The 21,650-nt window shown below is 59.6% G+C and carries 19 protein-coding genes and 1 tRNA gene; 17 read left to right on the top strand and 3 right to left on the bottom strand.

Annotation, left to right across the window (positions count from 1 at the left end):
* Positions 1 to 9: 9 nt before the first annotated feature.
* From M3436_08180 to M3436_08170, 3 genes are all read right to left on the bottom strand, one after another.
* Positions 10 to 1,254 carry an aromatic ring-hydroxylating dioxygenase subunit alpha gene (locus tag M3436_08180; protein ID MDQ3564104.1) on the bottom strand — a complete coding sequence of 415 codons (1,245 nt, stop codon included), beginning with the start codon at positions 1,252 to 1,254 and terminating at the stop codon, positions 10 to 12.
* The gene (locus tag M3436_08175) at positions 1,160 to 2,299 is read right to left on the bottom strand and encodes an NAD-dependent epimerase/dehydratase family protein (GenBank protein MDQ3564103.1); all 1,140 of its coding nucleotides are present in this window, start codon (positions 2,297 to 2,299) and stop codon (positions 1,160 to 1,162) included. Before M3436_08175 ends, M3436_08180 begins: the two co-directional genes overlap by 95 nt.
* A 705-nt stretch (positions 2,300 to 3,004) precedes the next feature.
* A tRNA-Glu gene (locus M3436_08170) sits at positions 3,005 to 3,080 on the bottom strand.
* A 125-nt stretch (positions 3,081 to 3,205) separates the two neighbouring features.
* Here M3436_08170 and pcnB point away from each other — a divergent pair.
* The 17 genes from pcnB to M3436_08085 all read left to right on the top strand — a co-directional run.
* A complete protein-coding gene (gene pcnB, locus M3436_08165) occupies positions 3,206 to 4,501 on the top strand; it encodes a polynucleotide adenylyltransferase PcnB (protein ID MDQ3564102.1) in 1,296 nt (431 codons plus the stop codon).
* Between the two features lie 2 nt (positions 4,502 to 4,503).
* Positions 4,504 to 5,037 carry a 2-amino-4-hydroxy-6-hydroxymethyldihydropteridine diphosphokinase gene (folK, locus tag M3436_08160; GenBank protein ID MDQ3564101.1) on the top strand — a complete coding sequence of 178 codons (534 nt, stop codon included), beginning with the start codon at positions 4,504 to 4,506 and terminating at the stop codon, positions 5,035 to 5,037.
* A gap of 12 nt (positions 5,038 to 5,049) precedes the next feature.
* Positions 5,050 to 5,853 (top strand): 3-methyl-2-oxobutanoate hydroxymethyltransferase, encoded by an 804-nt coding sequence (gene panB, locus M3436_08155; protein MDQ3564100.1) that lies wholly within the window; start codon positions 5,050 to 5,052, stop codon positions 5,851 to 5,853.
* A complete protein-coding gene (panC, locus tag M3436_08150) occupies positions 5,853 to 6,713 on the top strand; it encodes a pantoate--beta-alanine ligase (GenBank protein MDQ3564099.1) in 861 nt (286 codons plus the stop codon). Before panB ends, panC begins: the two co-directional genes overlap by 1 nt.
* Positions 6,714 to 6,762: 49 nt before the next feature.
* Positions 6,763 to 7,143, top strand: coding sequence for an aspartate 1-decarboxylase (locus tag M3436_08145; protein ID MDQ3564098.1), 381 nt, complete (start codon positions 6,763 to 6,765; stop codon positions 7,141 to 7,143).
* Positions 7,144 to 7,558: 415 nt separating this feature from the next.
* On the top strand, positions 7,559 to 9,244 hold the full coding sequence (locus tag M3436_08140) for a multicopper oxidase domain-containing protein (protein ID MDQ3564097.1): 1,686 nt from the start codon (positions 7,559 to 7,561) through the stop codon (positions 9,242 to 9,244).
* A complete protein-coding gene (locus tag M3436_08135) occupies positions 9,245 to 10,036 on the top strand; it encodes a copper oxidase (protein MDQ3564096.1) in 792 nt (263 codons plus the stop codon).
* A gap of 507 nt (positions 10,037 to 10,543) precedes the next feature.
* The gene (locus M3436_08130; GenBank protein MDQ3564095.1) at positions 10,544 to 11,671 is read left to right on the top strand and encodes a Re/Si-specific NAD(P)(+) transhydrogenase subunit alpha; all 1,128 of its coding nucleotides are present in this window, start codon (positions 10,544 to 10,546) and stop codon (positions 11,669 to 11,671) included.
* Positions 11,672 to 11,673: 2 nt separating this feature from the next.
* Positions 11,674 to 11,970 (top strand): NAD(P) transhydrogenase subunit alpha, encoded by a 297-nt coding sequence (locus M3436_08125; protein ID MDQ3564094.1) that lies wholly within the window; start codon positions 11,674 to 11,676, stop codon positions 11,968 to 11,970.
* A gap of 9 nt (positions 11,971 to 11,979) precedes the next feature.
* A complete protein-coding gene (locus M3436_08120; protein MDQ3564093.1) occupies positions 11,980 to 13,353 on the top strand; it encodes an NAD(P)(+) transhydrogenase (Re/Si-specific) subunit beta in 1,374 nt (457 codons plus the stop codon).
* A 219-nt stretch (positions 13,354 to 13,572) separates the two neighbouring features.
* The gene (locus M3436_08115) at positions 13,573 to 14,556 is read left to right on the top strand and encodes a hypothetical protein (GenBank protein MDQ3564092.1); all 984 of its coding nucleotides are present in this window, start codon (positions 13,573 to 13,575) and stop codon (positions 14,554 to 14,556) included.
* Between the two features lie 85 nt (positions 14,557 to 14,641).
* The gene (locus tag M3436_08110; GenBank protein ID MDQ3564091.1) at positions 14,642 to 17,578 is read left to right on the top strand and encodes a hypothetical protein; all 2,937 of its coding nucleotides are present in this window, start codon (positions 14,642 to 14,644) and stop codon (positions 17,576 to 17,578) included.
* 42 nt (positions 17,579 to 17,620) lie between these two features.
* Entirely contained in the window at positions 17,621 to 18,814 is a 1,194-nt protein-coding gene (locus tag M3436_08105; GenBank protein ID MDQ3564090.1) for a glycosyltransferase, read from the top strand.
* A gap of 91 nt (positions 18,815 to 18,905) precedes the next feature.
* Positions 18,906 to 19,340 carry a CBS domain-containing protein gene (locus M3436_08100; GenBank protein MDQ3564089.1) on the top strand — a complete coding sequence of 145 codons (435 nt, stop codon included), beginning with the start codon at positions 18,906 to 18,908 and terminating at the stop codon, positions 19,338 to 19,340.
* A 386-nt stretch (positions 19,341 to 19,726) separates the two neighbouring features.
* Positions 19,727 to 20,524 carry a methane monooxygenase/ammonia monooxygenase subunit C gene (locus M3436_08095; GenBank protein MDQ3564088.1) on the top strand — a complete coding sequence of 266 codons (798 nt, stop codon included), beginning with the start codon at positions 19,727 to 19,729 and terminating at the stop codon, positions 20,522 to 20,524.
* A 194-nt stretch (positions 20,525 to 20,718) separates the two neighbouring features.
* A complete protein-coding gene (locus tag M3436_08090) occupies positions 20,719 to 21,462 on the top strand; it encodes a methane monooxygenase/ammonia monooxygenase subunit A (GenBank protein ID MDQ3564087.1) in 744 nt (247 codons plus the stop codon).
* 57 nt (positions 21,463 to 21,519) lie between these two features.
* A partial coding sequence (locus tag M3436_08085; GenBank protein ID MDQ3564086.1) for a methane monooxygenase/ammonia monooxygenase subunit B occupies positions 21,520 to 21,650 on the top strand: 131 nt, incomplete at its 3' end.

The raw sequence follows: 21,650 nt of genomic DNA, 5'->3' as shown, positions 1-21,650 counted from the left end.
TGCCGGCGGCTAGGGATATCGCTGCATGGCTGGCGTAACGCCGACACTCGCTTGCGGCCCCACGCGGTCGAGATGGGCCTGCCATTTTCGGATGGTGACCTCCTGGAAGGCCCGGACGGCCGGGTTGATCTCCGCGATCGGCGCGTCCCAGTGCGCTTCGTAGCCTTCCTGCTCAGCCTCGACCGCGCCGCGATCCTGGTCCAATAGCGGTGCAATCAGCAGGCGGTTGGCGAGCCTCAGGACAAAATCCATGGCCGCGCGCGGGATCCGGACCGCCGTCCACGGGATCTTGAGCGACTCGAAATAGAACAGAAAAAAAGTCCGCGTCGTGCGCTCGTCGATGGGGAGGACAAACAGCCAGTGCTTGATCTTGTCATCAGTGTTGGACCACTGGTAAGGATACTGGTAACAGAGCCGCATGTGGTTGGTGTTGATCCGGTCGCGGTCGACGAACAATCCGGAGATCCGGCCCCGTCCCACGCGCGTGTCGTAGGCGACGTGGACGCTGTCACCGGCGGTTTCACAGCGGACCAGCCGCGCATCGTCGAACGGGCGGTACTTGCGGTGCAAGTGTGCATGGGTGAAATCGCTGACGTTATCGATGATCATTGAATGATGCGCGCGCCAGGTGAAACTGAGCGGCCGGCAGGCCCATCGATCCGGTCCTTCGATCTCCGGGATTTCCGGGATCGGCCGTTGCTCGGCCAGCGCCGGATCGCCCGGAAATAGCCACACGAGCCCATAGCGCACGCGCACGGGGAAGCTCGCGATGCGAAACTCCGGCATGCGCCGCCCGAAGAGATCGTGGGGAATGCGGACCACGCGCCCGTCACCGTCGTATGTCCAGCCGTGATAAAGGCACACCAGTTGGCAGTCATCGACTCCGCCCAGCGACAGCTTCAACTGGCGATGCGCACAGCGGTTCTCGATCGCCCGCACGCGCCCGTCCCGGCCTCTGAAGAGAGCGATGGAACGCTTCCAGAACACCACCTCGGTTACCTGGCCGGGCTGGATGTGCTCATCGACTTCCACCGCATACCAGTAATTCGGATCCAGCCCGGCCGCACGGACTTTTTGGCGCGCATTGCGGGCCTCCGCGAAGCTGGGCGGGGAAGGGTTGGTTGGAAGGTGCTTTCCGTTGATTGTCGCGGCCTCAGGTTTAGGGCAAGGCCATGCGGTGGGCCACCGCGGGTCCGCAACCCGCCGGGGCGCTCGGCGCTCGCGCCGCGGCATGATGAATAGCGCCCCGCGCATAATGAAAAGCGTAGGCCTCCTCCACCGCGGTGCGGACGCTCGTCGGCCGGTAGCCGAGCTCGGTGCGGGCCTTGGTGAGATCGGCGTGCCGGCACTTGCGCAGCAAGCGAATAGCGCCCGGCGTCAAACGTTGCTGAACGCCGGGGTGGAAGCGGCTTAGGTAGGCGCTCGCCATCTCGGCGCAGGCCAGCATCAGGGGTGCCGGAAGGCGGCGGCGCGGGCCCGCCACACCCGAGATCTCCGTGAACAGATCGAGCAGCTCGTCGAGCATCAGGAATTCCGTGCTGAAAATATACTTGTGCCCCGTCCGGCCCTTGTGCATGCAGAGCAGATGAGCTTCCACGATATCGCGCGCCGCCACGAATTCGAAGCCGCCGCGGAGGTAGGCGCGGAGGTTCCCGTTGACAAAGTCGCACAGGGTCCGGCCCAGGCGCGAGGGCCGGAAATCATTGCCGCCGATGATGGCGCAGCAGGTAGCCATCACGACATCGAGGCCGTCGATGACGGCTTTCAGGCATTCGTGCTCGACCAGAACCTTGGAGCGCTCGTAAGGCATGCTGCGCTCGAAGGGATAGAACTGCATGGTTTCATTGCTCGGCGCGGAGGGTGCGTCGAGATCATACCCGACGGCGCTAAAAGAACCGGTGACAACGACGCGTTCTACGCGCGCCTCGCGCGCCGCGCGCAACAGATGCTGCGTCCCGATCACGTTACATTCATAGATCTCCCTCTGGTGCCGGGCATCCCCCTCGATGGTCGAGAGCTTGGCCGCGCAGTGATAGATCCGTCCGCACCGGGCGACGGCGGCACGGGTGGCGGGAAAGTCCCGCAGGTCGCCGAAAACGCGCTCGACCGCCAAGCCTTCCACGGCGGCGCTATCGCTAGCCTCGCGCAGAAGAACACGGATCGGATACCCCTCGCTGAGCAGCCGGCGCACCAGATTGGCGCCGAGGTGGCCCGAAGCGCCTGTCACCAGCACCGGTCTGTGGCGCTTGGAGGGATTCCCGTTGGCAGTCGCATGCCGGACGCCGGAGCGCGCGGACATCAATTCGATGCTCCGCGATCGCGTGTAACATCGGGCATCCGGCAGGTTCGGCTGGGTAGAATGATTGGGGTAGGCATCGTTTCAAGAGCCGCGGCTATCTTTCTCTCTTGCTGTTTGCGCGCGTGGCTCGGCACTCGACCGGCGTGATTTTCTCCCCTGCCCGACGATTGTCTTGCGCCGGGCACGCTAATGAATCTGCTCTGCTGTTTTTTAACACGTACCGCCGTGTGGGATCAATAACGCCGCGCACCCCGACCCGCACACGAGCGCCCGAACCAACATCTTAGCTAGAGTGCCGCATGGCTATTTCCGCCCTTAGTTGTAATCAGGGGACGGCCACCGGTGCTCTTTTATCTCCCGGCAGCGGCTCTTTATCGTAAGGGGACTATTCTGCCTCAATCGGGATGGGAATTCTGTTACGGCACTAGAATGCCATGGCGGATAGCGGGACGGGTAATGTATCCGTACGGAGGGCTGGCGCAACACGCAGGTGGGGGCGAAGTGCAGGGAGGGGGGAAGGGGGAGCGGGAGTCTCATGACGCCCGGCCCCTTCCGTAATTGCACCGCGCCCCCGTGCTGCTTCTAAGGCAAAAGAAATGCCAGTGCATAAGCTAATAATTGCGCGACGTTTTTTCTTTGATTGCGCCGGTCTTGATCGCGAAAAGTGTCATGGAATGAAGACATCTCGCGAGCGCATAAACACTGTGGCGCTCCCTAGGGGAATCGAACCCCTGTTTTCGCCGTGAGAGGGCGACGTCCTAGGCCGCTAGACGAAGGGAGCAGTTGGGAGAAGGGTGCAGTTACAGCATGGGCGCCACGCGCAGTGTATTATACGCACCGTCTACACTTTTGAAACAGCGGCCATCCCGACGGCGGTGACAACGTAATCCCGTGCTTGACGTAGCGATGCAAACCAAGGTCGCGAAGATCCCGGTAACCCCGCGGATCATACCGCGATCCGACCATATCATCTCGCGGGCCAACATCGATGAGCGCGCGCTCAAGGTCCTTTATCGCTTGAATAATGCCGGCTTTCAAGCCTTCCTCGTGGGCGGCAGTGTGCGCGATTTACTGCTCGGCCGCGAGCCGAAGGACTTCGATGTAGCCACCGACGCGCTTCCGGAGCAGGTGCGGGAGCTATTTCGTAATTGCCGCTTGATCGGCCGCCGTTTTCGCTTGGCGCATGTGCATTTCGGCAGGGACATCATTGAAGTGGCGACCTTTCGGGGCGCCGACGCGGCGGAAGAAGATGGCCGTGTCCTTACCGAGGACGGACGGATCCTGCGCGACAACGTCTACGGCAATATTGATAACGACGTTTGGCGGCGTGATTTCACGGTGAATGCCCTGTACTACAACATCGAGGATTTCTCGGTCGTTGACTACGTGGACGGGATGGACGACATCAAAGCGGGACAGATCCGGGTCGTCGGCAATACGCAGCAGCGCTTCCGTGAGGATCCGGTGAGGATGTTGCGGGCCGTGCGGTTTGCGGTCAAGTTGGGATTCAGTATCCATCCGCAGACTGCAACGCCGATCTTCGAGTTAGCGCCGCTGCTCTCGGAGATCCCGCCGGCACGCTTGTTCGAGGAGATCTTGAAGCTCTTTCTCGGCGGATGCGCCGTCCAAACATTCGAGCAACTTCGCCGCTATGGCCTGTTCGGTCAGTTGTTCCCCCAAGTAGAAGCCTGTTTAAGCGAAGAGGAAGGCGGATTTCCTCATATGTTTCTGGCCCGTGCCCTGCAAAATACCGATCGCCGCATCGCGGAGGGGAAACCGGTCACCCCGGCTTTTCTAATTTCGGCTTTGCTCTGGGATCCCATGCGGAGGCTCGCCGATGAGCACCGGGCCCACGAATTATCGCCCGCTGACGCCGATCAGCTTGCATCGGACACCGTGATTTCACAGCAAATCTCCCGCATTGCCATGCCGCGCCGCTACACGCAGATGACGCGCGAAATCTGGGCGCTACAACCGCGTCTAACAAGGCGGGCGGGTGGAACACCGTTTCGGTTGCTGAGCCACCCGCGCTTTCGGGCAGCCTACGATTTCTTGGTGCTGCGCGCGGAGGCGGGCGAGGAGGTCACCGAATTGGCCGAGTGGTGGACTGAATTCCAAGGCGCCAAGGAAGTCCGCCGGGGCGAACTTATTTCGGCGGCCAGCGAGACCGCCCCGGCGAAGAGGCGCCGTCGCCGGCGTTAGCGATGCCACGCGGCAACGGTTCGCGCGCCGCAAGCTCGGTGATCGCTTATGTCGGTCTGGGCAGTAATCTCGTCGATCCCGGTGCGCAGGTAACGCAGGGCATCTTGGCCATCGCGAGGCTACCCGAGACCCGCATAGTCGCTCAATCCTCGTTATACCGCAGCGCGCCCATGGGGCCGCCGGATCAACCCGACTACATCAACGCGGTCGCGGCCATCGAGACGGCCCAGACAGCCTACGATCTATTGGCATCGTTGCAAGCGGTCGAGGCCCGGCACGGCCGCGTGCGCGGCGTTCGTTGGGGACCCAGGACCTTGGACATTGATATTCTTCTTTACGGCGCCGAACGTATCAGCGGGCCCGGCTTGACGGTCCCGCATCCGGGACTGAGCGAGCGGGCTTTCGTGCTGTACCCGCTGTATGAAATTGCCCCGGACCTTGAGGTTCCGGGGCTCGGACCGCTCGCTGGGATCCTGAGGCATTGTGAAGGCAGGGGGATCGAGCGATTGTCCGGCCGCGCGCCAATCACTCTTTAGCGTGTTGAGCCGATGGGCGCAATCACTTTAATTTCCACGTCGGATCTGATCGAGATGAAGCGGCGCGGCGAGAAAATCGCTTGCCTCACCGCCTACGATGCGAGCTTCGCCAGGCTCGCCGACGCAGCCGGCGTCGATATCCTGCTGGTGGGAGATTCGCTCGGGATGGTGGTGCAAGGCCACGACAGCACGCTCGGCGTGCGCTTGAACGACATGATCTACCATGCGCAACTCGTGCGCCGAGGGGCGCCGCGGTCGCTCGTGGCGGTCGATATGCCGTTCATGAGTTATGCCACACCCTACCAAGCGCTTGGAAACGCGGGCCGCTTGCTTGGGGAGTCGGGTGCGCAGGTGGTTAAGCTGGAAGGCGGCGCCTGGTTAGCGGCCACCGTCGGGTTGCTCGGCGCGAGGGGTATCCCGGTGTGCGGACACCTGGGATTGCTGCCGCAATCGATTAATAAGCTGGGCGGGTACCGCGTTCAGGGCCGTGATCCCGAAGTCGCCAAGATGATTAAGAGAGACGCACAGGCGCTCGAGAGCGCCGGAGTGGCGATGCTGGTGCTCGAGTGCGTGCCCAGCCCGCTTGCCGCCGAGATCAGCGCATCGGCGACGATTCCGGTGATCGGCATCGGCGCCGGTCCCGGCTGCGACGGACAGGTGCTGGTCGTTTACGATATGCTCGGGATCAGCGAGCGGCTGCCCCGATTCGCGAAGAACTTTCTGGCCGTACGCGCCGGTATCGAGGAGGCATTCCGCGATTACGCCCGGGCGGTTAAGCGCGGTGAGTTTCCTGGCACAGAGCACGGTTTCGAGTGATCCTTAGCGTCGCTCGGATCGTGGAGCTTAAGGAGATCGTCACAGCTTGGCGCGATCGGCGTCAGCGGATTGCGCTCGTGCCCACGATGGGGAACCTGCACCGAGGGCATTTGGCCCTCGTCGAACAGGCCCAGCGCCTTGCGAGCCGCACGGTTGCCACCCTGTTCGTCAATCCCATGCAGTTCGTGGCCGGGGAGGACCTCGATCGTTATCCGCGTACCTTCGAACAGGATCGCGCGCTTCTCGACGCGGCGGGCGCCGATGTTCTGTTTGTTCCCGAGGTGGCGGCACTGTATCCCAACGGCCTCGATCCGCACACCGAGGTCCGCGTGCCCGGATTGGGTACTACGTTGTGCGGGGCGTCTAGGCCCGGGCATTTCACCGGGGTCGCGACCGTTGTGATGAAGCTGCTGAATCTGGTGCGGCCCGATTTCGCCGTCTTCGGCGAGAAGGATTACCAACAGTTGCTGGTGATTAAACGCATGGTCGCGGATTTGTGTATCGAGGTAGAGATTCATGCCGTGGAGACCGCGCGCGCGCCCAACGGTCTCGCGCTGAGCTCACGGAATGCGTATCTCACGGATGTAGAAAGAGCGATCGCCTGGCGTTTGTATGAGGCGCTTTGCGAGGCCCGTGACGCGCTAACGCGTGCGGCGCCGAGCATTCAATCCATCCAACAGCGCGGTCGCGCGCGCTTGGTGGAAGCCGGATTCAATGCCGATTACTTTGCCGTCAGGCGCGCCAGCGATCTCATCGAACCCGCTCCAGAAGATAGCGATCTCAGGATCTTAGCCGCCGCCTGGCTCGGTAAGACGCGCCTCATAGACAACCTTGCAGCGCGCAAGTTCGTTGAACGATAGCGACCTTTACGCCATAATCGCGGTCAAACTATCACTGGCTCGGGACGCAATGTATATCACCTTGCTCAAAGCGAAACTCCACCGTGCTCGCGTTACGCATGCGGAACTTGATTATGAGGGATCCTGTGCGATTGACGCGCGCTTGCTTGACGCCGCCGGGATCCGCGAGTACGAGCAGATCCATATCTACAATATCGCCAACGGCGAGCGCTTTACGACCTATGCGATCCGGGCGGAACCGGGTTCGCGGGTGATCTCCATCAACGGTGCGGCGGCGCATAAGGCGAGCCCTGGCGATCGCGTGATCATCTGCGCCTATGCCGGATTGCAGCGTGAAGAGGCGGCCGCCCACCAACCGACGCTTGTCTACCTGGATGACCGTAATAAGATCACGCGCATCGGTCATTCGATACCGATGCAAGCCGCCTGAGGGGCGCGTGGCTCACGGGAGATTCTTGACATCGAATCACGGCCAAGTAAGATGGGCAGGGTACGCAGCAGGTTCTGCGGCATTACTTAAAAATACAGACAGGTATTAAAAAGAGGTTCGAACACCATGGGTGGAATTCTTGACGCAGTTGAGATGCTGAAGACTCCGGTCGGAATGGTTGTATTGGTGGCTCTTATCGTAGGCGGTTATTATTTATATCGTTACGTGATGAAAGATTAACCCCAAGCGCAACCCCTCTTAAAATCCGGAACGGGCAAGGAGGCGCGCGCCGCCGTGCCCGGTTCCGTCCTCGTATTTGCCCCACCGTTCGCGCGTTGTTCTCGATTAGAAACCGCCAACCGAGCGTTACCGTTGAACGTAATAGTTAGTTAGCGTTCTAACGCGGGATATCCCTATGAACAGGAACCGTTGGTTAATTGTTTTCGTAGCTGTCGTCATCCTGGCCGGGGTAATGGTTTGGTTCGTTCCCGGCTTACTTCCGACCTCGTACCAGTTCGGGCCCACGAGTGCGACGGCCGTGGTGCCGAGTACCGGTGAACCGCCTTGTCCCGACGAGCGCCCGGAATGGCGGGAGGCGCAGGTGATCGAGGGCGTCACGATTGAAGAGTCCCCGCTTTGCACTCCCGACAATCCTTACGCGGTCGCGGCCTTCGTCAAGGGCACGAACAACATCTCGATGGATACGCTGATGAAATCGGGGCTGTCGCCGGACACCGTGGCGTTGGAAAAGGACCGTGACGGCGACGGTGACCCGGACGATGCGCATATTCGTCTCGAGGTCGCCGAGCTCAATGGGCGATCACCCGATGTCGCCTTCCCCGTTCCCGCCTATTCGATCGCGCCCGGGATCCAACCGGGATTTTGGGTCTTCGTGCCGAAAGCGCACGGCATGGCGACCAAGAATTTCGAAAGCTACGAAGCCAATGAGTTATTGCGGGTGCCTTCACCCACCATCCGAGTCGAGGTCGGCGACCGGGTGAAGATCACGCTGGAGAACTCCCATTACTTACCGCATACCATTCATCTCCACGGTGTTGACCATCCCTACTACCTCGACCATCCCCTGCATGGGGAGCCACGCGGCAACGACGGCGTCTCCGAGACCAGCCACATCCCGGTGATGCCTGGGGAAAGCTTTACCTATGAGTTCACGCCCAGGCAGCCCGGCACGATGCTTTATCATTGCCACGAACAGGCGCCCATCCATGTCGGCATGGGCTTGATGGGCATGATTGTGGTCGAGGAGAACCGCCCCAACAACTGGCCACAAACCTTGAATATCGGGGCCGGCCACGTCCGGCACCCCTCGGTTGCGGTCAAGGAGGCCTATGGGAAAGAGTACGACCTCATGTATCAGGAAGTCGACAAGGAAATGCACGACCTCATCAAGACCGCGAACGACCCGCGGTTGATCGGGCTCTTGACAACGCGCGAGTATGATGTCACCCAGGCGAAGCCCGAGTATTTCCTCCTCAATGGGCGCTCGTTTCCCTATACGTTGCGCGAGTCGATCATCGTCGTGGATCCCAACGAAAAGGTGAAGATCCGAATGGCCAACGGAGGCTCCGATCGCGCCGTCGCGATTCACACCCACGGCCATAAACCCACGATCACCCATTACGACGGGGTGTTGCACAATCCGGCGGCCCGGGTGCAGCGGGATGTCTTCGATCTCAGCCCCGCCCAGCGCTACGATCTCGAGCTCAGCACCGTGGACGACGGGCTGCATAGCTTCGGGCCCGGTGTGTGGATGATGCACGACCATAAGGAGAAGGCCGTCACCACCCATGGGCAGTTCCCCGGTGGGAACATTACCTTGATTGCATACCGGTCCTTCCTGAGTAAAGGGGGGTTGCCCGTGATGGGCGGGATGGAGCTGGCACCGTTCTTCACCCAAGAGTTTTATCAGCGCAAGGTCCCGGTGTGGGGCACGATCGATGAAGAAGGCGTCCTCGGCGATCCGGCGGCAGCGGACCCGACCCTGGGGCGTCCGGTGTTGCTGGCCTTCGTGGCGGGGCTGCTAATCGCGGGTGTCATCGTGTTCCTGCGCTCGCGCTTAAAACGCGGAGGGACGGCGTAGATGCATCGGCGTGTATTGCTATTTGCCCTGGGTGGGTTGGCCGTCGTGGCGGTGGTGGTCTGGCGGGCGAGCACGACCGGAAACGCGGGGGCGCCCCCCCGCGAGCAAAAAGCCACCGCTACGTCTGACTATCGGCAACCCACGCTCACCGCCGCCGCGGGTGCGCACGCGCATCACCACCCGGGCATGTCCATGGATATGCAAGGGGCGGTAATGGGCGAAAATAAGGATCGATTACCGCAAGACTGCCCGCAAATCACGGAGGACGTGAAGTTTACCGTGCATGCGGGCAGAAAGCACGCACGCCGCTTCCCGGGACTGATGTTCGCCTATGACCAGCAAGAATGGAACGTGCCCCCCTGTAGCCGGGTGACCGTAACCTTCGTCAACGATGACGATATTCGCCACCAATGGATGATGCACGGGCTACCGAAATATATACATCCCCAAGGGATGTTTCACCTCGAAGTCACGGGGCCGGGTGAGAAAAGCGGGACGTTTATCGTGCCTAGCGGCGACAAGACGTATTTCGTACATTGCGATATGGCGCAGCACACGGAAAAGGGCTTGAAGGCACAACTCAAAGCGGGCGCGGGAGATATGGACTTGCCGAGCATTCCCGGCTTGACTGCCACCATCAACGTGGACACTTACCCGATTGGCTGGGGCGCGGGCTCGGTCGGTATGGTGCTGACGGCCGGATTCGCCGGGGCTCTTCTTGGGGGTTTTTTGTTTAAACCGCACGGCGGGCGCCGGGAAAAACACCAAGGACAATCAATTCAATCGCTCTAAGCTCTAGCGATACCTCTCTCCTGGCAGGGAATGCTGGAAAGCGCTGGGGGACTCTCTTAGAGTCCCCCAGCGTGTCCAGCGCGATGTCTTACTGATTGACCGATGGTTGCTGTGCTTGTTCCTCTTCACTCATAGGCGCGTTCGTCGAACCCTGGGTGTTAGACGATGCGGGCGGATCATACCCGCAAGCCCCTAAGTTCAATGAAAGCAACGCAAAGGCCAGAAGCTTGAGAATGCTAGTCATATTAAATGCCTCCTCACAATTTCGGGTTTTTATTGATGAGCCACCACCTCGGTTAAGGTGGAGCAACTAAAGGATAGGCAATCGTCCTTCATTTCTCAATAGGCAGGTTGGCGTTTCGCCAACAATTGCTAAGTCTACATTATTTTCGTTAAATTAGAAGGAGAGAAGTTCCGAACGCATCCGAGGTCGGGCAACGAGGCCACCGGGACGCGTTTGCATAACAATAAACCGCATCCTCACAGAAAAACAATAGGGGAAGACTTATGAAGATCGCCGTACCCAAAGAATGCGCGGCCGGAGAACAGCGCGTCGCGATCGTTCCCGAGGTTGTCGCGCGCTTTGGAAAGCTTGGGGTCGAAGTCCTTATCGAAGAGGGGGCAGGCGTTGCCGCCTATCAGCCAGATCAGGCGTACACGGCGGCCGGTGCCACGGTCGTCCAGGACACCGAGCGGCTTTACCGCGAGGCGGATGTCGTGCTTCGCGTCCAGCCTCCAACGATCGAAGAGGCGCACCAGCTTCGAGAAGGGGGTATCGTCGTGGGATTCATGGCACCCCATAACAGCGCGGAGCTGGCGAAGGTGTTTCGGAATCGAAAGATCACAAGCTTGGCCATGGAGCTTATTCCCAGAATTTCCAGGGCCCAGTCGATGGATGCGCTGTCCTCGCAGGCGTCGGTGGCAGGGTATAAAGCGACGCTCATGGCTGCTTACCGGCTCAGCAAGTTCATACCGATGCTCACCACGCCGACCGGGACCATCCGTCCGGCAAAGTTTCTCATCATCGGCGTCGGCGTCGCCGGCCTGCAGGCAATCGCGACGGCCCGGCGCTTAGGCGCGATCGTGGAGGCTTACGATGTACGCCCGGCCACCAAGGAGCAGGTGCAGTCTCTGGGCGCCAAGTTCGTCCAAATGGACATTCAAGCTGATTCCGCCGGTGGCTATGCCCGGGAGCTTACCGAAGAGGAAAAGCGACGGCAGCAGGAGCTGATTGCTAAGCACGTGGGCCAAGCCGACGTGGTGATCGCTACCGCCGCGATTCCCGGCCGTCCGGCGCCGAAGATCATTACCCGGGCGATGGTAGCAGCGATGAAACCGGGTTCCGTGATCATCGATTTGGCCGCGGAAAGCGGCGGCAATTGTGAACTGACAAAACCCGACAAGGGCGTAAAATTTCACGATGTGGAGATCTGCGGGCCGGTCAATATGCCGAGCACGCTTCCGGCGCATGCGAGCGAACTGTACGCTAAGAACATGTTCCATCTGCTGGCGCTGATGGTCAAAGACGGCAAGCTAGAACCCGATTGGGATGACGAAGTCTTGCGAGACAGCACATTAACACGCGATGGGGACATCAAGCACGGTCCAACTCGCGCTTTAGTCGAAGGAGAATAACAATGATCGAAGGCTTCGTTGCACTTTACATCTTTATGTTGGCGGCGTTTACGGGTTATGAGGTTATTAGCCGTGTCCCGGTGATTTTGCATACCCCCTTGATGTCGGGCTCGAACTTCGTGCACGGTATCGTGCTGGTCGGCGCCATGGTCGCCTTGGGTAAAGCAGATCCCAACAGCACGCTCGAGTTGGCGATCGGATTTACCGGGGTGATCCTGGCCGCTGGTAATGTGGTTGGCGGCTACGTGGTGACCGAACGTATGCTCGAAATGTTTAAGAGCAGCAAGAAGAACAAATAAGGAAAACAAATGAATACGCTCATCCAACTCGCCTATTTCAGCGCCGCGGTCCTGTTTATTGTCGGATTAAAGCGCATGAGCTCGCCCGTCACCGCCCGGGATGGGATCGTGTGGGCCGGCGCGGGTATGGGGGTCGCAATCCTCATCACCTTTTTTTGGGACGGCATGCAGAACTACCTGCTGATGATCACGGCCATCGCAATCGGCTCGGGCGCCGCCTGGGTGTCCGGCAAACGCGTGCCGATGACCGCGATGCCCGAGATGATCGCCTTGTACAACGGCATGGGAGGCGGGGCCGCGGCGGCCATCGGCGCCGTGGAGTTGCTGAAGGGCGAGACGCATGGCTTTACCGCCCTCGGGCTCGCCGCGATCGGCGGAGCGATCGGCGCCGTGTCGTTCTCGGGTTCCCTGGTCGCCTTCGGCAAGCTCCGGGATCTGGTCAAGCGCGGCGGGTTGTTCCCGAAAAACAAGCAAAAGCAGATTAATATCTACGTGCTGGGCGCTCTCGGGGCGCTCGGTTTATTCATGGTGATAGGCAAGCCTTTCGTTGCCATCATCCTTGCGTTTTTCCTGCTCGCGCTCGCTTTCGGCGTGATCATGACCATGCCGATCGGCGGCGCGGACATGCCGGTGCTCATCTCGCTTTATAACGCCTTGACGGGACTCGCGGTCGCTTTCGAAGGCTTGGTGCTAGACAACGCCGCCATGATCATCGCGGGCACCGTGGTGGGCGCGGCCGGCACCTTGCTCACGCAATTGATGGCCAAGGCCATGAACCGCTCGCTCACCAACGTGTTATTCTCCGGTCTCGGCACGGTTGAGACCCAAATCAGTGCGGAGGCGATGGCGGGCAGCATGAAGGCCATCGAGGCCAGCGACGTTGCGGTGATGATGGCCTTCGCGGAGAGGGTAATCATCGTTCCCGGATATGGTATGGCCGTAGCCCAGGCCCAGCACAAGATCTGGGAACTGACTGAGCTTTTGGAGGAGCGTGGCGTGAAGGTCAAATTTTCCATCCACCCGGTCGCGGGCCGTATGCCGGGGCATATGAACGTGCTGTTGGCCGAGGCCGGGGTGCCTTACGATAAGATTTATGACCTCGAGGAGATCAATGCCGAATTTCCGCAAGCGGACGTGGCCTTGATCATCGGCGCCAACGACGTGGTGAATCCCGATGCGCGCACCAATAAGTCGAGCCCCATCTACGGGATGCCGATCCTCGATGCCGATAAGGCCAGGAACGTCATTGTCATCAAGCGCGGCCGGGGTACGGGCTTCTCGGGCGTCGAGAACACGCTCTTTTATGCCGACAACTGCCGGATGCTCTACGGGGATGGGCAGAAGATGGCTTCGGAGCTCATCCAGGGGGTCAAAGCCCTGTGAGCGGGTTGCATAGATCCAACAGCGAAAGTGGGTTTTCTGCAAGGGAGTTGTTTATGACCGACGAACGGGAGCGGGTTCGGGTAGGTTTTAAACAGCGCTCTTGACAGATACACGGAGCTTTTTGTACGCTAATTGTCACCTACGTTTGGTTTATTCGCGATGTAGCATCAATACAACAGAAACCAAAGCTCTATGGTTCACATAAACAAGGGGGTCGCTATGAAACGAGGGTGGGAAAAATTATTACACGGTGTGGTCGCCGGGCTCGTGTTACCGGCAGTTGCGTCTGTCTATCCGCAAACGGCAGCCGCCCAGGATCGGATGGGCGAGGTGCAGTATCGCCTGCAAGAGATGCAGGAGGAAATGAGGGTGCTGCAGCAGGAACTGCAACAAATGAAGTCCAGAGAGCAAGCGCAAGAGCAACATATGCAGCAGATGCATGCTGACGATGACGCTAAGCACAAACAGCTAGAAGATCGGGTCACGACCGCCGAGACGGCGCCAGCGAAACACGCGAAGAAGAACTTCGTATTCTTCCGCGGTGGTTATACCGAGTACAAAGACTTGGCTCGAGGGTTCGAGTCGTTTACCGATACGCATAATACCTTGGGTCTAGGTAGCGGCAACGTAGCTGACGACGGCTACTATGTCGGTGCCGGGATTGAGCATAGCCTGACCTCCGACCTGTGGGGTTTGTGGCAGAGTACCGAAGCGCTGGCGGAAATTGGCTTGGAATATAAACATTTTAAATCGGAACCAGCGACGTTGGTCGTGCCCACGGCAGAGTGTGCGCTCTTGGGCGTTCAGGTGGGAGCCGATGTGGCGAATTGCGTGGTCACCGGTGACGTTGCCAAAACCATGTTCACGGTTAGCGCAGCACCCAAGATCAAGTTCTTGGAGGGCAGCAAGCTGCGGCCGTGGATCATTCCGGGCGGTTTGGACTTCCACGTGATCAGCCCGCCATCTGACGGGGCGACTTACCTCGATATCGGCGTGCAATTCGGCGCCGGTGTCGAGTACGAGATCATACCCGGTCTAAAGGCCGGTATTGATGGGCGTTATCATCTAGTCGTTGATGCGGCATCGGACACCGAAAACAATATTGTTCAGGTGTTTGACAACAACGGCTTGGCGTTAACCGGGGATACCGACAAGGACTTAGATTTCTGGACTGTCGGTGGTTACGTCGGCTTCACTTTCTAAACCGTCCCCACGTTAACGTGGAGGTATGAGGGAGGCGCCTGCCTCCCTTTTTTTATTATGCGTGGGCTGCGAGAGGCGGTCTGACATGAGCTTTTGGACCGAGACGGGCACGTATGGCGTCGTGCACAACGCCAGAGACAAGGACCCCGGCTCCGGCCGCAGCGTGCTCATGGTGTTTGTGCATGGGATCTTCGGGGACTGCCGCGGGACCTGGGGCAACATGCCAGAATGGGTTTTGGAAACCGCGGGGAGCGATGCGGACGTGGTCTCCTTCCAGTACCCGGCACAACTCTGGGAACGTACCAGCATACCCCAGGCCGCCGACGATCTTAAGACGTGGATCGAGACGCAGTTCAACGACCATCGCTACCTGCTCTTTGTGACCCACAGCACCGGGGGCCTGGTCGTCAAGCACATGTTGCGGGAAGCGTTCGCCGCCATCGAACGCCAGATGCAAACTGGGAGTTTCGACATCGCCGCCTCGGGATCGGTGTGGCTGCGCACCCGGCGCATCATCAATATCGCCGTGCCGCATGCGGGCGGTTCCCGCATTCTGACCGGCATCAGCCGGCTTCTGTATCAAGCGCTTCTCTATCCACTGACGGTGCCGTTTCTGCGGCTGGTCCGGTTCCTGACTCAAGGGGCCAGGGATTGGGGCAGGAACGACATCCTGCCCGCGCTGCGCTGGCGGAACCCTTGGCTGTTGGCGCTCGAGACCGAATTCATACAGCAATTGCAGCGCGCCGCGGCCTTGGAACTCCCGGCGCCGGTCATACACGACGTGTTCGCCAAGTCGGACCTCTCGGTCCCGATCGAGGCGGACCCGCGGGAGCGCAACATCTATTTCCGCGGCACCCATGGCTCCGTCAAGGTGCCGAAGCATCCGGCGGCGCCGGTGGTGACAATCGTCTCCAAGCTCGCTAGCCGTTATCTCCGGAATCCGGCGCTTGAACTCGTGGATCGGACCTTGGTGCGGATTGCCGAAGTGAACCGGGTTACCGGCGTCCATACGCTGATCGGCAGCGGGGCGGGGACCGAACCCGCCGATGAACGCGCGGCCATCCGAAAGCGCGGCGGCTCGGCCGGGACCCAGCGGGACGTTTGTGATCGGGTCGCGAAGAAACTCCGTGGCGGGAGTGAAGGCTCACGCCGCGTCGTGATCACGGGTATGGCCGGGGTCGGCAAGTCCGCCGTGACGCGCATGGTTGCCTGGCGCCTCGGACGACTTTACCTTGACGATCCGCGCGATGAGACGCCTTTCCCACTGCTTATCCCTATGCAGCAGATCAATTTGGCGAAAGAGGGGGCGCTGGACGAGAACGCTTGGGATGCGTTATGGGCTTGGTGGTCGCGCTGGGCGCTCAGTCTCTTTCCCGATCAACCGATCGACCCCGGCTGGGTCGAGCAATCCTTTCGCACCCGCGCTACGGCGGTGATCTTGGACGGCGTGGATGATTTCCTAGTCAATCACCCCGCCATCGGATTGTCGTACGTCATCGCTATGTTGAGAAACGTGAGCGCCCGCTACGGAGACAACCGGCGGTTTTCGGTGGTCGTCGCCATCCGCAGCGGGTTCCACGGGCTGGAACGCTTGGCGAGCGATCCCAAGGATGTGCATGAGGTTTTGCGGCTCAGCGTCGCCCAGGCACGCGAGGCCTTTCCCGCCTGCCGCTCCTGGTTATCCTACGTGCAAGACTCAAACCTGCTGGATCTCGTGCTCACGCCGCTCATCCTCTCCAACTACGAACCCGATGCGGAGGATCTCAGCCAGGCGCAATGGCTCACTCCCGCCGCGATCATGGACCAGACGATCCGAACGATTCTCCGCCGCAGCAATCTCGTCGGTGTGCGCGCGCCGGGGCGAGAGGCGGCGGAGCTTGATGACTTGCTTTATGCGCTGAGTTTGATCGCTTGGCTGTTTTTTTCCAAGCATCGGGGCGAGGTAGACACAGGCGTGTTAAGCGATGAGGCGAAGCGGGCGGGGGAACGCTGGGAAGGCCATTTTCGCACACTGGGGGTCCTTGAGGAGGCCGCCGATGTCATCACCGGATTCCGCCAGGTTGCCGAGGGAGCGGCAGCCATTCTGCAACGCACGGTGTTCGTGTCGACGGGCCCGAACAAGGTGCGTTTCAGTCACCGTAGTTGGCAGGAGTTTCTCCTGGCCCAGTACTTTGTCCTGTGTCTACGCTGGGGGAATGTTGAGGACTTCGGCGTCACCGCGTTCAACTCCCATATCTACCGTATGGCGGGGGAGTGCTTCCGCGGCGAGACGATTACCGATGAACGCGTCGGTGCGGTGCTCGATGCCTGGAGCCGGTCCGGAAACACCTACATCACGGGCAATCTCATCGCGTTCCTAGCCTGGACGCAGACGGGAATCGAGCCGCGAGCGCTGCAACGCCTGCTCGATGAATTACCGCGTTTCGAGGCACTTTCACGCGTCGTGCTCATTGCCGGTTTAGGTTACCGGGTGCTGGTGAATAACTCCGGAGACCTGTCTGTAGGTGACATTCGCCGGGCGCTCTTGCCCATGCTGCGCCGCTTTTCGAATCCCGATTCCACGCCGGTTGACGATGCGGTGGCATCCAGCCTTGCCTGGTGCTATCAAAAGGCGTTCGCCGGATCGTTCGGTATGCCCTCTCCGGAGACGCCGTGGCCCGAGATCGGTTTCAGCGACCCCGAGACCATCAAGGCCCTGCCGATGGTCTGTTCCCGCCAAGGCGATCAATGGCTCGTGGACGCACGCTCACGTTCGTTGCAGCTCGCCTTCCTGACCCCCATCCTCGATGCCTTGCAAGACCCCAAGCTCGCCATCCGCGCGGTGCATTATCTGTATTATCTGGTGGCGGCGAGAAAGCACGGCGTGCATATCTTGGAGCTATCCCAAGAGTTGCCGCAATTGCTGGCCCCTGGGTGTCCCTTCGAGCAGGTGATCGCTTCCTTTTCCGCGGCGCCCGAGGTGTTCACCTTGTACCGTTCGTGCCAAACCCTGAACGAACAGCTAGAATCGGGATCCGCTTGAGGTGTCCGCAAGTCGCGCGCTGATCCGGGACTCGAAAACACCATGCGAATCGCGATTTTTACCGACACGTTTCTGCCCCAGATCAATGGGGTGGTTCGATCGATCGTCACAACCGCCAACCAGTTGGTGGAACGCGGCCATACCGTGGCGGTATTTACGATGGACGTTAGTAAGCTCGCGAACGGTCACGCGACGTCCGATCTGGATGCGCGCATACCGGTTCACCCGTTTCCCTCCGTGGCCCTTCCGGGATTCGCGCATATTCAGGCGCGCGTGCCCTCGCTGATGGGACCGCTGAACGCCGTGCGCCGTTTCCAAGCGGATGTTATTCATCTGCATACGATCTTTACGATGGGGGTGGAAGCGGTGTGGGTTGCGAAGCTGTTGAAATGCCCGCTCGTCGGGTCCCACCACGGGTTTCTCGCCGAGTATCTTGATAACTTCGGTCTCGATTTCGCGCTTGCAAAGGATCTCACCCGGCGTTATCTAGCCTTCTATTACAACCGCTGCAGCGCCGTTATCACGCCTGCCGAAGCCTTAAAGCAGGAGCTTCTCGGCCACAAAATGCGGCGGCCGGTGCACGTGGTCTCCAACCCGATTAGTCTAAAGTGCTTTTCAGGGAGCGCGTCGAAGGCGGAGCTTAAGCGCCGTTTCGGCATGACCCGGCCAACGGTCGTTCACGTCGGGCGGCTGGTGCAGCAAAAAAGCGTGGATGTTTTACTTGAGGCATTTGGTCACCTGAGACAAAACGGCGTGGATGCCCACCTTTTGGTGATCGGGGACGGTCACGACCGCTCCCGCTTGGAGGCGCTCGGCCACGATTTGGGGTTAACGGACTACGTGATCTGGGCGGGAATATTGACCGGGCAGGACCTCGTGGACCACATCGCCGCTGCTGATGTCTTCGCTTCCGCATCCACCACCGAGGTGCAGCCGCTGGTGTTTCTGGAAGCGATGGCCTTGGGCCTCCCGTTTGTCGGCGTGAACGCCGGCGGGGTACCGGAGATCGTGCGGCAGGGCGGCAATGGGTTCATCGTAGAGCCCGCCAGTCCGCGCGCGCTGGCCGCGGGAATGGGCACGTTGCTGGTAGACGCTGGACGGCGCGAAAAAATGGGTGAATACGCGCGCGAATCGGTGCGGACCTACGATGCCGAGCGTGTGGTCGAGGACTTCGAGCGGGTTTATACGAGCGTAATCTCTTCTTGCCCGCCTCCGCGCCCTTCCGGCGGTTTATAATCGTTTGCCGGGATATTCTTGACCGGAATGGCAGCCGATTTGTGCTAAAACAAAACCACATGGGCACGGTAGGTGCCGAGCGGGGTAGCTTATGAAAGTAGAAGATATTCTTCGAACCAAGGGCGCGCACGTCGTCACGGTCGGCGCGGATGAGACGATCGCCGCTGCCGCCAAGCTGCTGATGCGGGAGCGTATCGGCGCGATTGTCGTCTGCGATGCTCACCAACGCCCGCGGGCGGTGCTCTCCGAGCGCGATATCGTGCACGGGCTTTCCACGCACGGTGCGGAAGTGATGCATATGCCGATCGACGCATTGATGCACATTAACGTCGTGATCTGCAGCCCTCAAGACTCCCTGCTCAAGGTCATGGCGATGATGACGGACCGCCGCGTCCGGCACCTCCCCGTCACCGATAAGGACGGGCGGCTGTGCGGGATTGTAAGCGTGGGTGACGCCGTGAAAGGCCGCATGGAAGAAATCGAAGCTGAGGCGAGCGCGCTCCGGGACTACATCGGCACGGCCTGAGCCGCCGCGCCCGCGTGATTACGGACAAGATTAAATTTTGTTAACTTTTCCTGCCCCGGAAAAGGCTTGCGAGCCCGCTACCACATCTACACTGAGCGATGCGATTTCTAGAATTTTCCAAGTCGTTAATACATCACGAATTAGACTTTATAATGTCCTTGCCCGGCAGGAAAACAGCGTAAGCAAACGCGCGGTTTCGACCGTGTGGAAATATGCGTGTGGCTTGCTTGACATACTTGCGTGTGTTGGTAGACTTATTAAATCTTCGGCGTCTTGTATCTCCGCGTCGAGGCAGAGCGGGACAAATACAAAGCCGAGAGAAGAACTTCACACCCGGGGCAGCGCCGGGCGGGAGTGGTAGTAAACCAAAAAGTAGGAGGCATAAAATGGCAGCATCATCTAGTGTTATATCAAAAGCAGTAACCGCGGAAAAGACCGGTTTCCTCAATCATAAAAATATGTGGTTGATGATCGGCGGATTCACCTTCTTTAATTTCTTTGTGCGCTGGTATGAAGAGGTTTACGGGTGGTCGGCCGGGCTGGACGCTTTCGCGCCTGAGTTCAAGACGTATTGGATGAATTTCTTGTACACGGAATGGGTCCTGGAGATTGTTTTCTTCTCCTATATCGGTGCCTTCCTGTGGAAGACCCGTACTCGGGATATGGACGCGGTAACTCCACGCGACGAAATGCATCGCCACTTCCATCACTTGGTGTGGTTGTTGGCGTACGGAATCGCGATTTACTGGGGCGCCAGCTTCTACACCGAGCAGGATGGGACTTGGCATCAAACGGTGATCCGTGACACGGACTTCACCCCCAGCCACGTCATCGAGTTCTATATGAGCTACCCGATCTACATCATCACGGGTTGGGGCGCGTTCATGTATGCTCGCACAAGGATACCGATGTTCGCGAAGGGTGTGTCCTTGCCCTACCTCGTCGTAGTGGTCGGGCCCTTCATGATTCTACCGAACGTCGGCCTCAACGAGTGGGGTCACACCTTCTGGTGGATGGAAGAACTGTTCGTAGCCCCGTTGCACTATGGCTTCGTGTTCTTCGGCTGGATGGCGCTTGGCTTGTGTGGTCTGTTGTCACAGATCTTCGCACGCCTGAGCGAGCTGGCGGGACCGGCACTGGGACACGCACCGGCACCGGCGCATAAGGGCGCTTATAAGGACTGAGCATCACCCGTAGTAAAAAAAACAACAAGAAAAGCTGAAGTAGCGCGAATGGGCCGTTGCGGAGGGGATCTCGGCGAGATCCCTGAGCAGCGGCCCGCTCCTAAACCAACCACCGGTAGCGGGAACGTGAGGCTAGCGAGGCTTTTCGGGTTGTAAGTTGTATAAAATAAATCCAAAACGAGGAGGCAAACATAATGAGTTCTCTCTCACCAACTGTATTTACCAAGGCCGAGATCATCCAGGCCTCGAGGACAGCGGATTGGTTGATCCTTGCGCTGTCCTTCCTGGTGTTCTGCGGCGGATTTCACGTCCACGCCATGCTGACCATGGGCGACTGGGACTTCTGGACCGACTGGAAGGATCGCCGTCTGTGGCCAACCGTGACGCCAATCATGTGCATCACCTTCCCTGCGGCGGTGCAGTATTGGATGTGGGACAAACTGCGCCTGCCTTTGGGCGCGACCTTCACCATCCTGGGCCTGCTCTTCGGCGAGTGGGTCAATAGGTATTTCAACTTCTGGGGTTGGACCTATTTCCCGATCAACTTCGTCTGGGCAGCCACGCTGGTGCCAGGGGCGATCATCCTTGACGTGATATTGCTGTGGTCGAAGAGCTTCTTGATCACCGCCGTCATCGGCGGCCTCGCCTTCGGTCTGATATTCTACCCGGGCAACTGGTCGATGCTGGCCGTCTTACATCAGCCGGTCGAGTATATGGGCACGGTCATGACGATCGCCGACATACAAGGCTATCACTATGTCCGCACGGGGACGCCGGAGTACATCCGCTTCGTCGAGAAGGGGACGCTGAGAACCTTCGGGAAGGACGTGGTGCCGGTCTCGGCATTCTTCTCCGGGTTCATTTGTATACTCATTTACTTTATCTGGCATTTCTTCGGCCGCTGGTACTCCACGACCAGGTTCTTGGATCAATATTAAGCGGATCGCAGATGCGCGGAAAAACGTCATAAACTAAAATACAGACGAGGCAATAACATGAGTAAATCAGCAATAAGAACCTGGGCCGCGGCGGGCTTAGCCGTAGCCGTGGCCGCGACGAGTCTCTATGCACCGGCAGCGTCGGCGCATGGCGAGAAGTCGCAGCAAGCGTTCCTGCGGATGAGGAC

Source organism: Pseudomonadota bacterium, from assembly GCA_030859565.1.
GTDB lineage: Bacteria > Pseudomonadota > Gammaproteobacteria > JACCXJ01 > JACCXJ01 > USCg-Taylor.
This window is presented reverse-complemented; position numbering and strand designations above follow the sequence as displayed.

Excerpts from the sequence above, each read along its gene's own strand:
- M3436_08105 (MDQ3564090.1), top strand. The coding sequence starts at position 17,621 with ATGCGAATCGCGATTTTTACCGACACGTTTCTGCCCCAGATCAATGGG.
- M3436_08100 (MDQ3564089.1), top strand. The coding sequence starts at position 18,906 with ATGAAAGTAGAAGATATTCTTCGAACCAAGGGCGCGCACGTCGTCACG.
- M3436_08180 (MDQ3564104.1), bottom strand. The coding sequence starts at position 1,254 with ATGCGCGGGGCGCTATTCATCATGCCGCGGCGCGAGCGCCGAGCGCCC.
- pcnB (MDQ3564102.1), top strand. The coding sequence starts at position 3,206 with ATGCAAACCAAGGTCGCGAAGATCCCGGTAACCCCGCGGATCATACCG.
- M3436_08095 (MDQ3564088.1), top strand. The coding sequence starts at position 19,727 with ATGGCAGCATCATCTAGTGTTATATCAAAAGCAGTAACCGCGGAAAAG.
- M3436_08110 (MDQ3564091.1), top strand. The coding sequence starts at position 14,642 with ATGAGCTTTTGGACCGAGACGGGCACGTATGGCGTCGTGCACAACGCC.
- panB (MDQ3564100.1), top strand. The coding sequence starts at position 5,050 with ATGGGCGCAATCACTTTAATTTCCACGTCGGATCTGATCGAGATGAAG.
- M3436_08120 (MDQ3564093.1), top strand. The coding sequence starts at position 11,980 with ATGAATACGCTCATCCAACTCGCCTATTTCAGCGCCGCGGTCCTGTTT.
- M3436_08090 (MDQ3564087.1), top strand. The coding sequence starts at position 20,719 with ATGAGTTCTCTCTCACCAACTGTATTTACCAAGGCCGAGATCATCCAG.
- M3436_08140 (MDQ3564097.1), top strand. The coding sequence starts at position 7,559 with ATGAACAGGAACCGTTGGTTAATTGTTTTCGTAGCTGTCGTCATCCTG.
- M3436_08145 (MDQ3564098.1), top strand. The coding sequence starts at position 6,763 with ATGTATATCACCTTGCTCAAAGCGAAACTCCACCGTGCTCGCGTTACG.
- M3436_08115 (MDQ3564092.1), top strand. The coding sequence starts at position 13,573 with ATGAAACGAGGGTGGGAAAAATTATTACACGGTGTGGTCGCCGGGCTC.
- M3436_08125 (MDQ3564094.1), top strand. The coding sequence starts at position 11,674 with ATGATCGAAGGCTTCGTTGCACTTTACATCTTTATGTTGGCGGCGTTT.
- M3436_08175 (MDQ3564103.1), bottom strand. The coding sequence starts at position 2,299 with ATGTCCGCGCGCTCCGGCGTCCGGCATGCGACTGCCAACGGGAATCCC.
- M3436_08135 (MDQ3564096.1), top strand. The coding sequence starts at position 9,245 with ATGCATCGGCGTGTATTGCTATTTGCCCTGGGTGGGTTGGCCGTCGTG.
- M3436_08130 (MDQ3564095.1), top strand. The coding sequence starts at position 10,544 with ATGAAGATCGCCGTACCCAAAGAATGCGCGGCCGGAGAACAGCGCGTC.
- folK (MDQ3564101.1), top strand. The coding sequence starts at position 4,504 with ATGCCACGCGGCAACGGTTCGCGCGCCGCAAGCTCGGTGATCGCTTAT.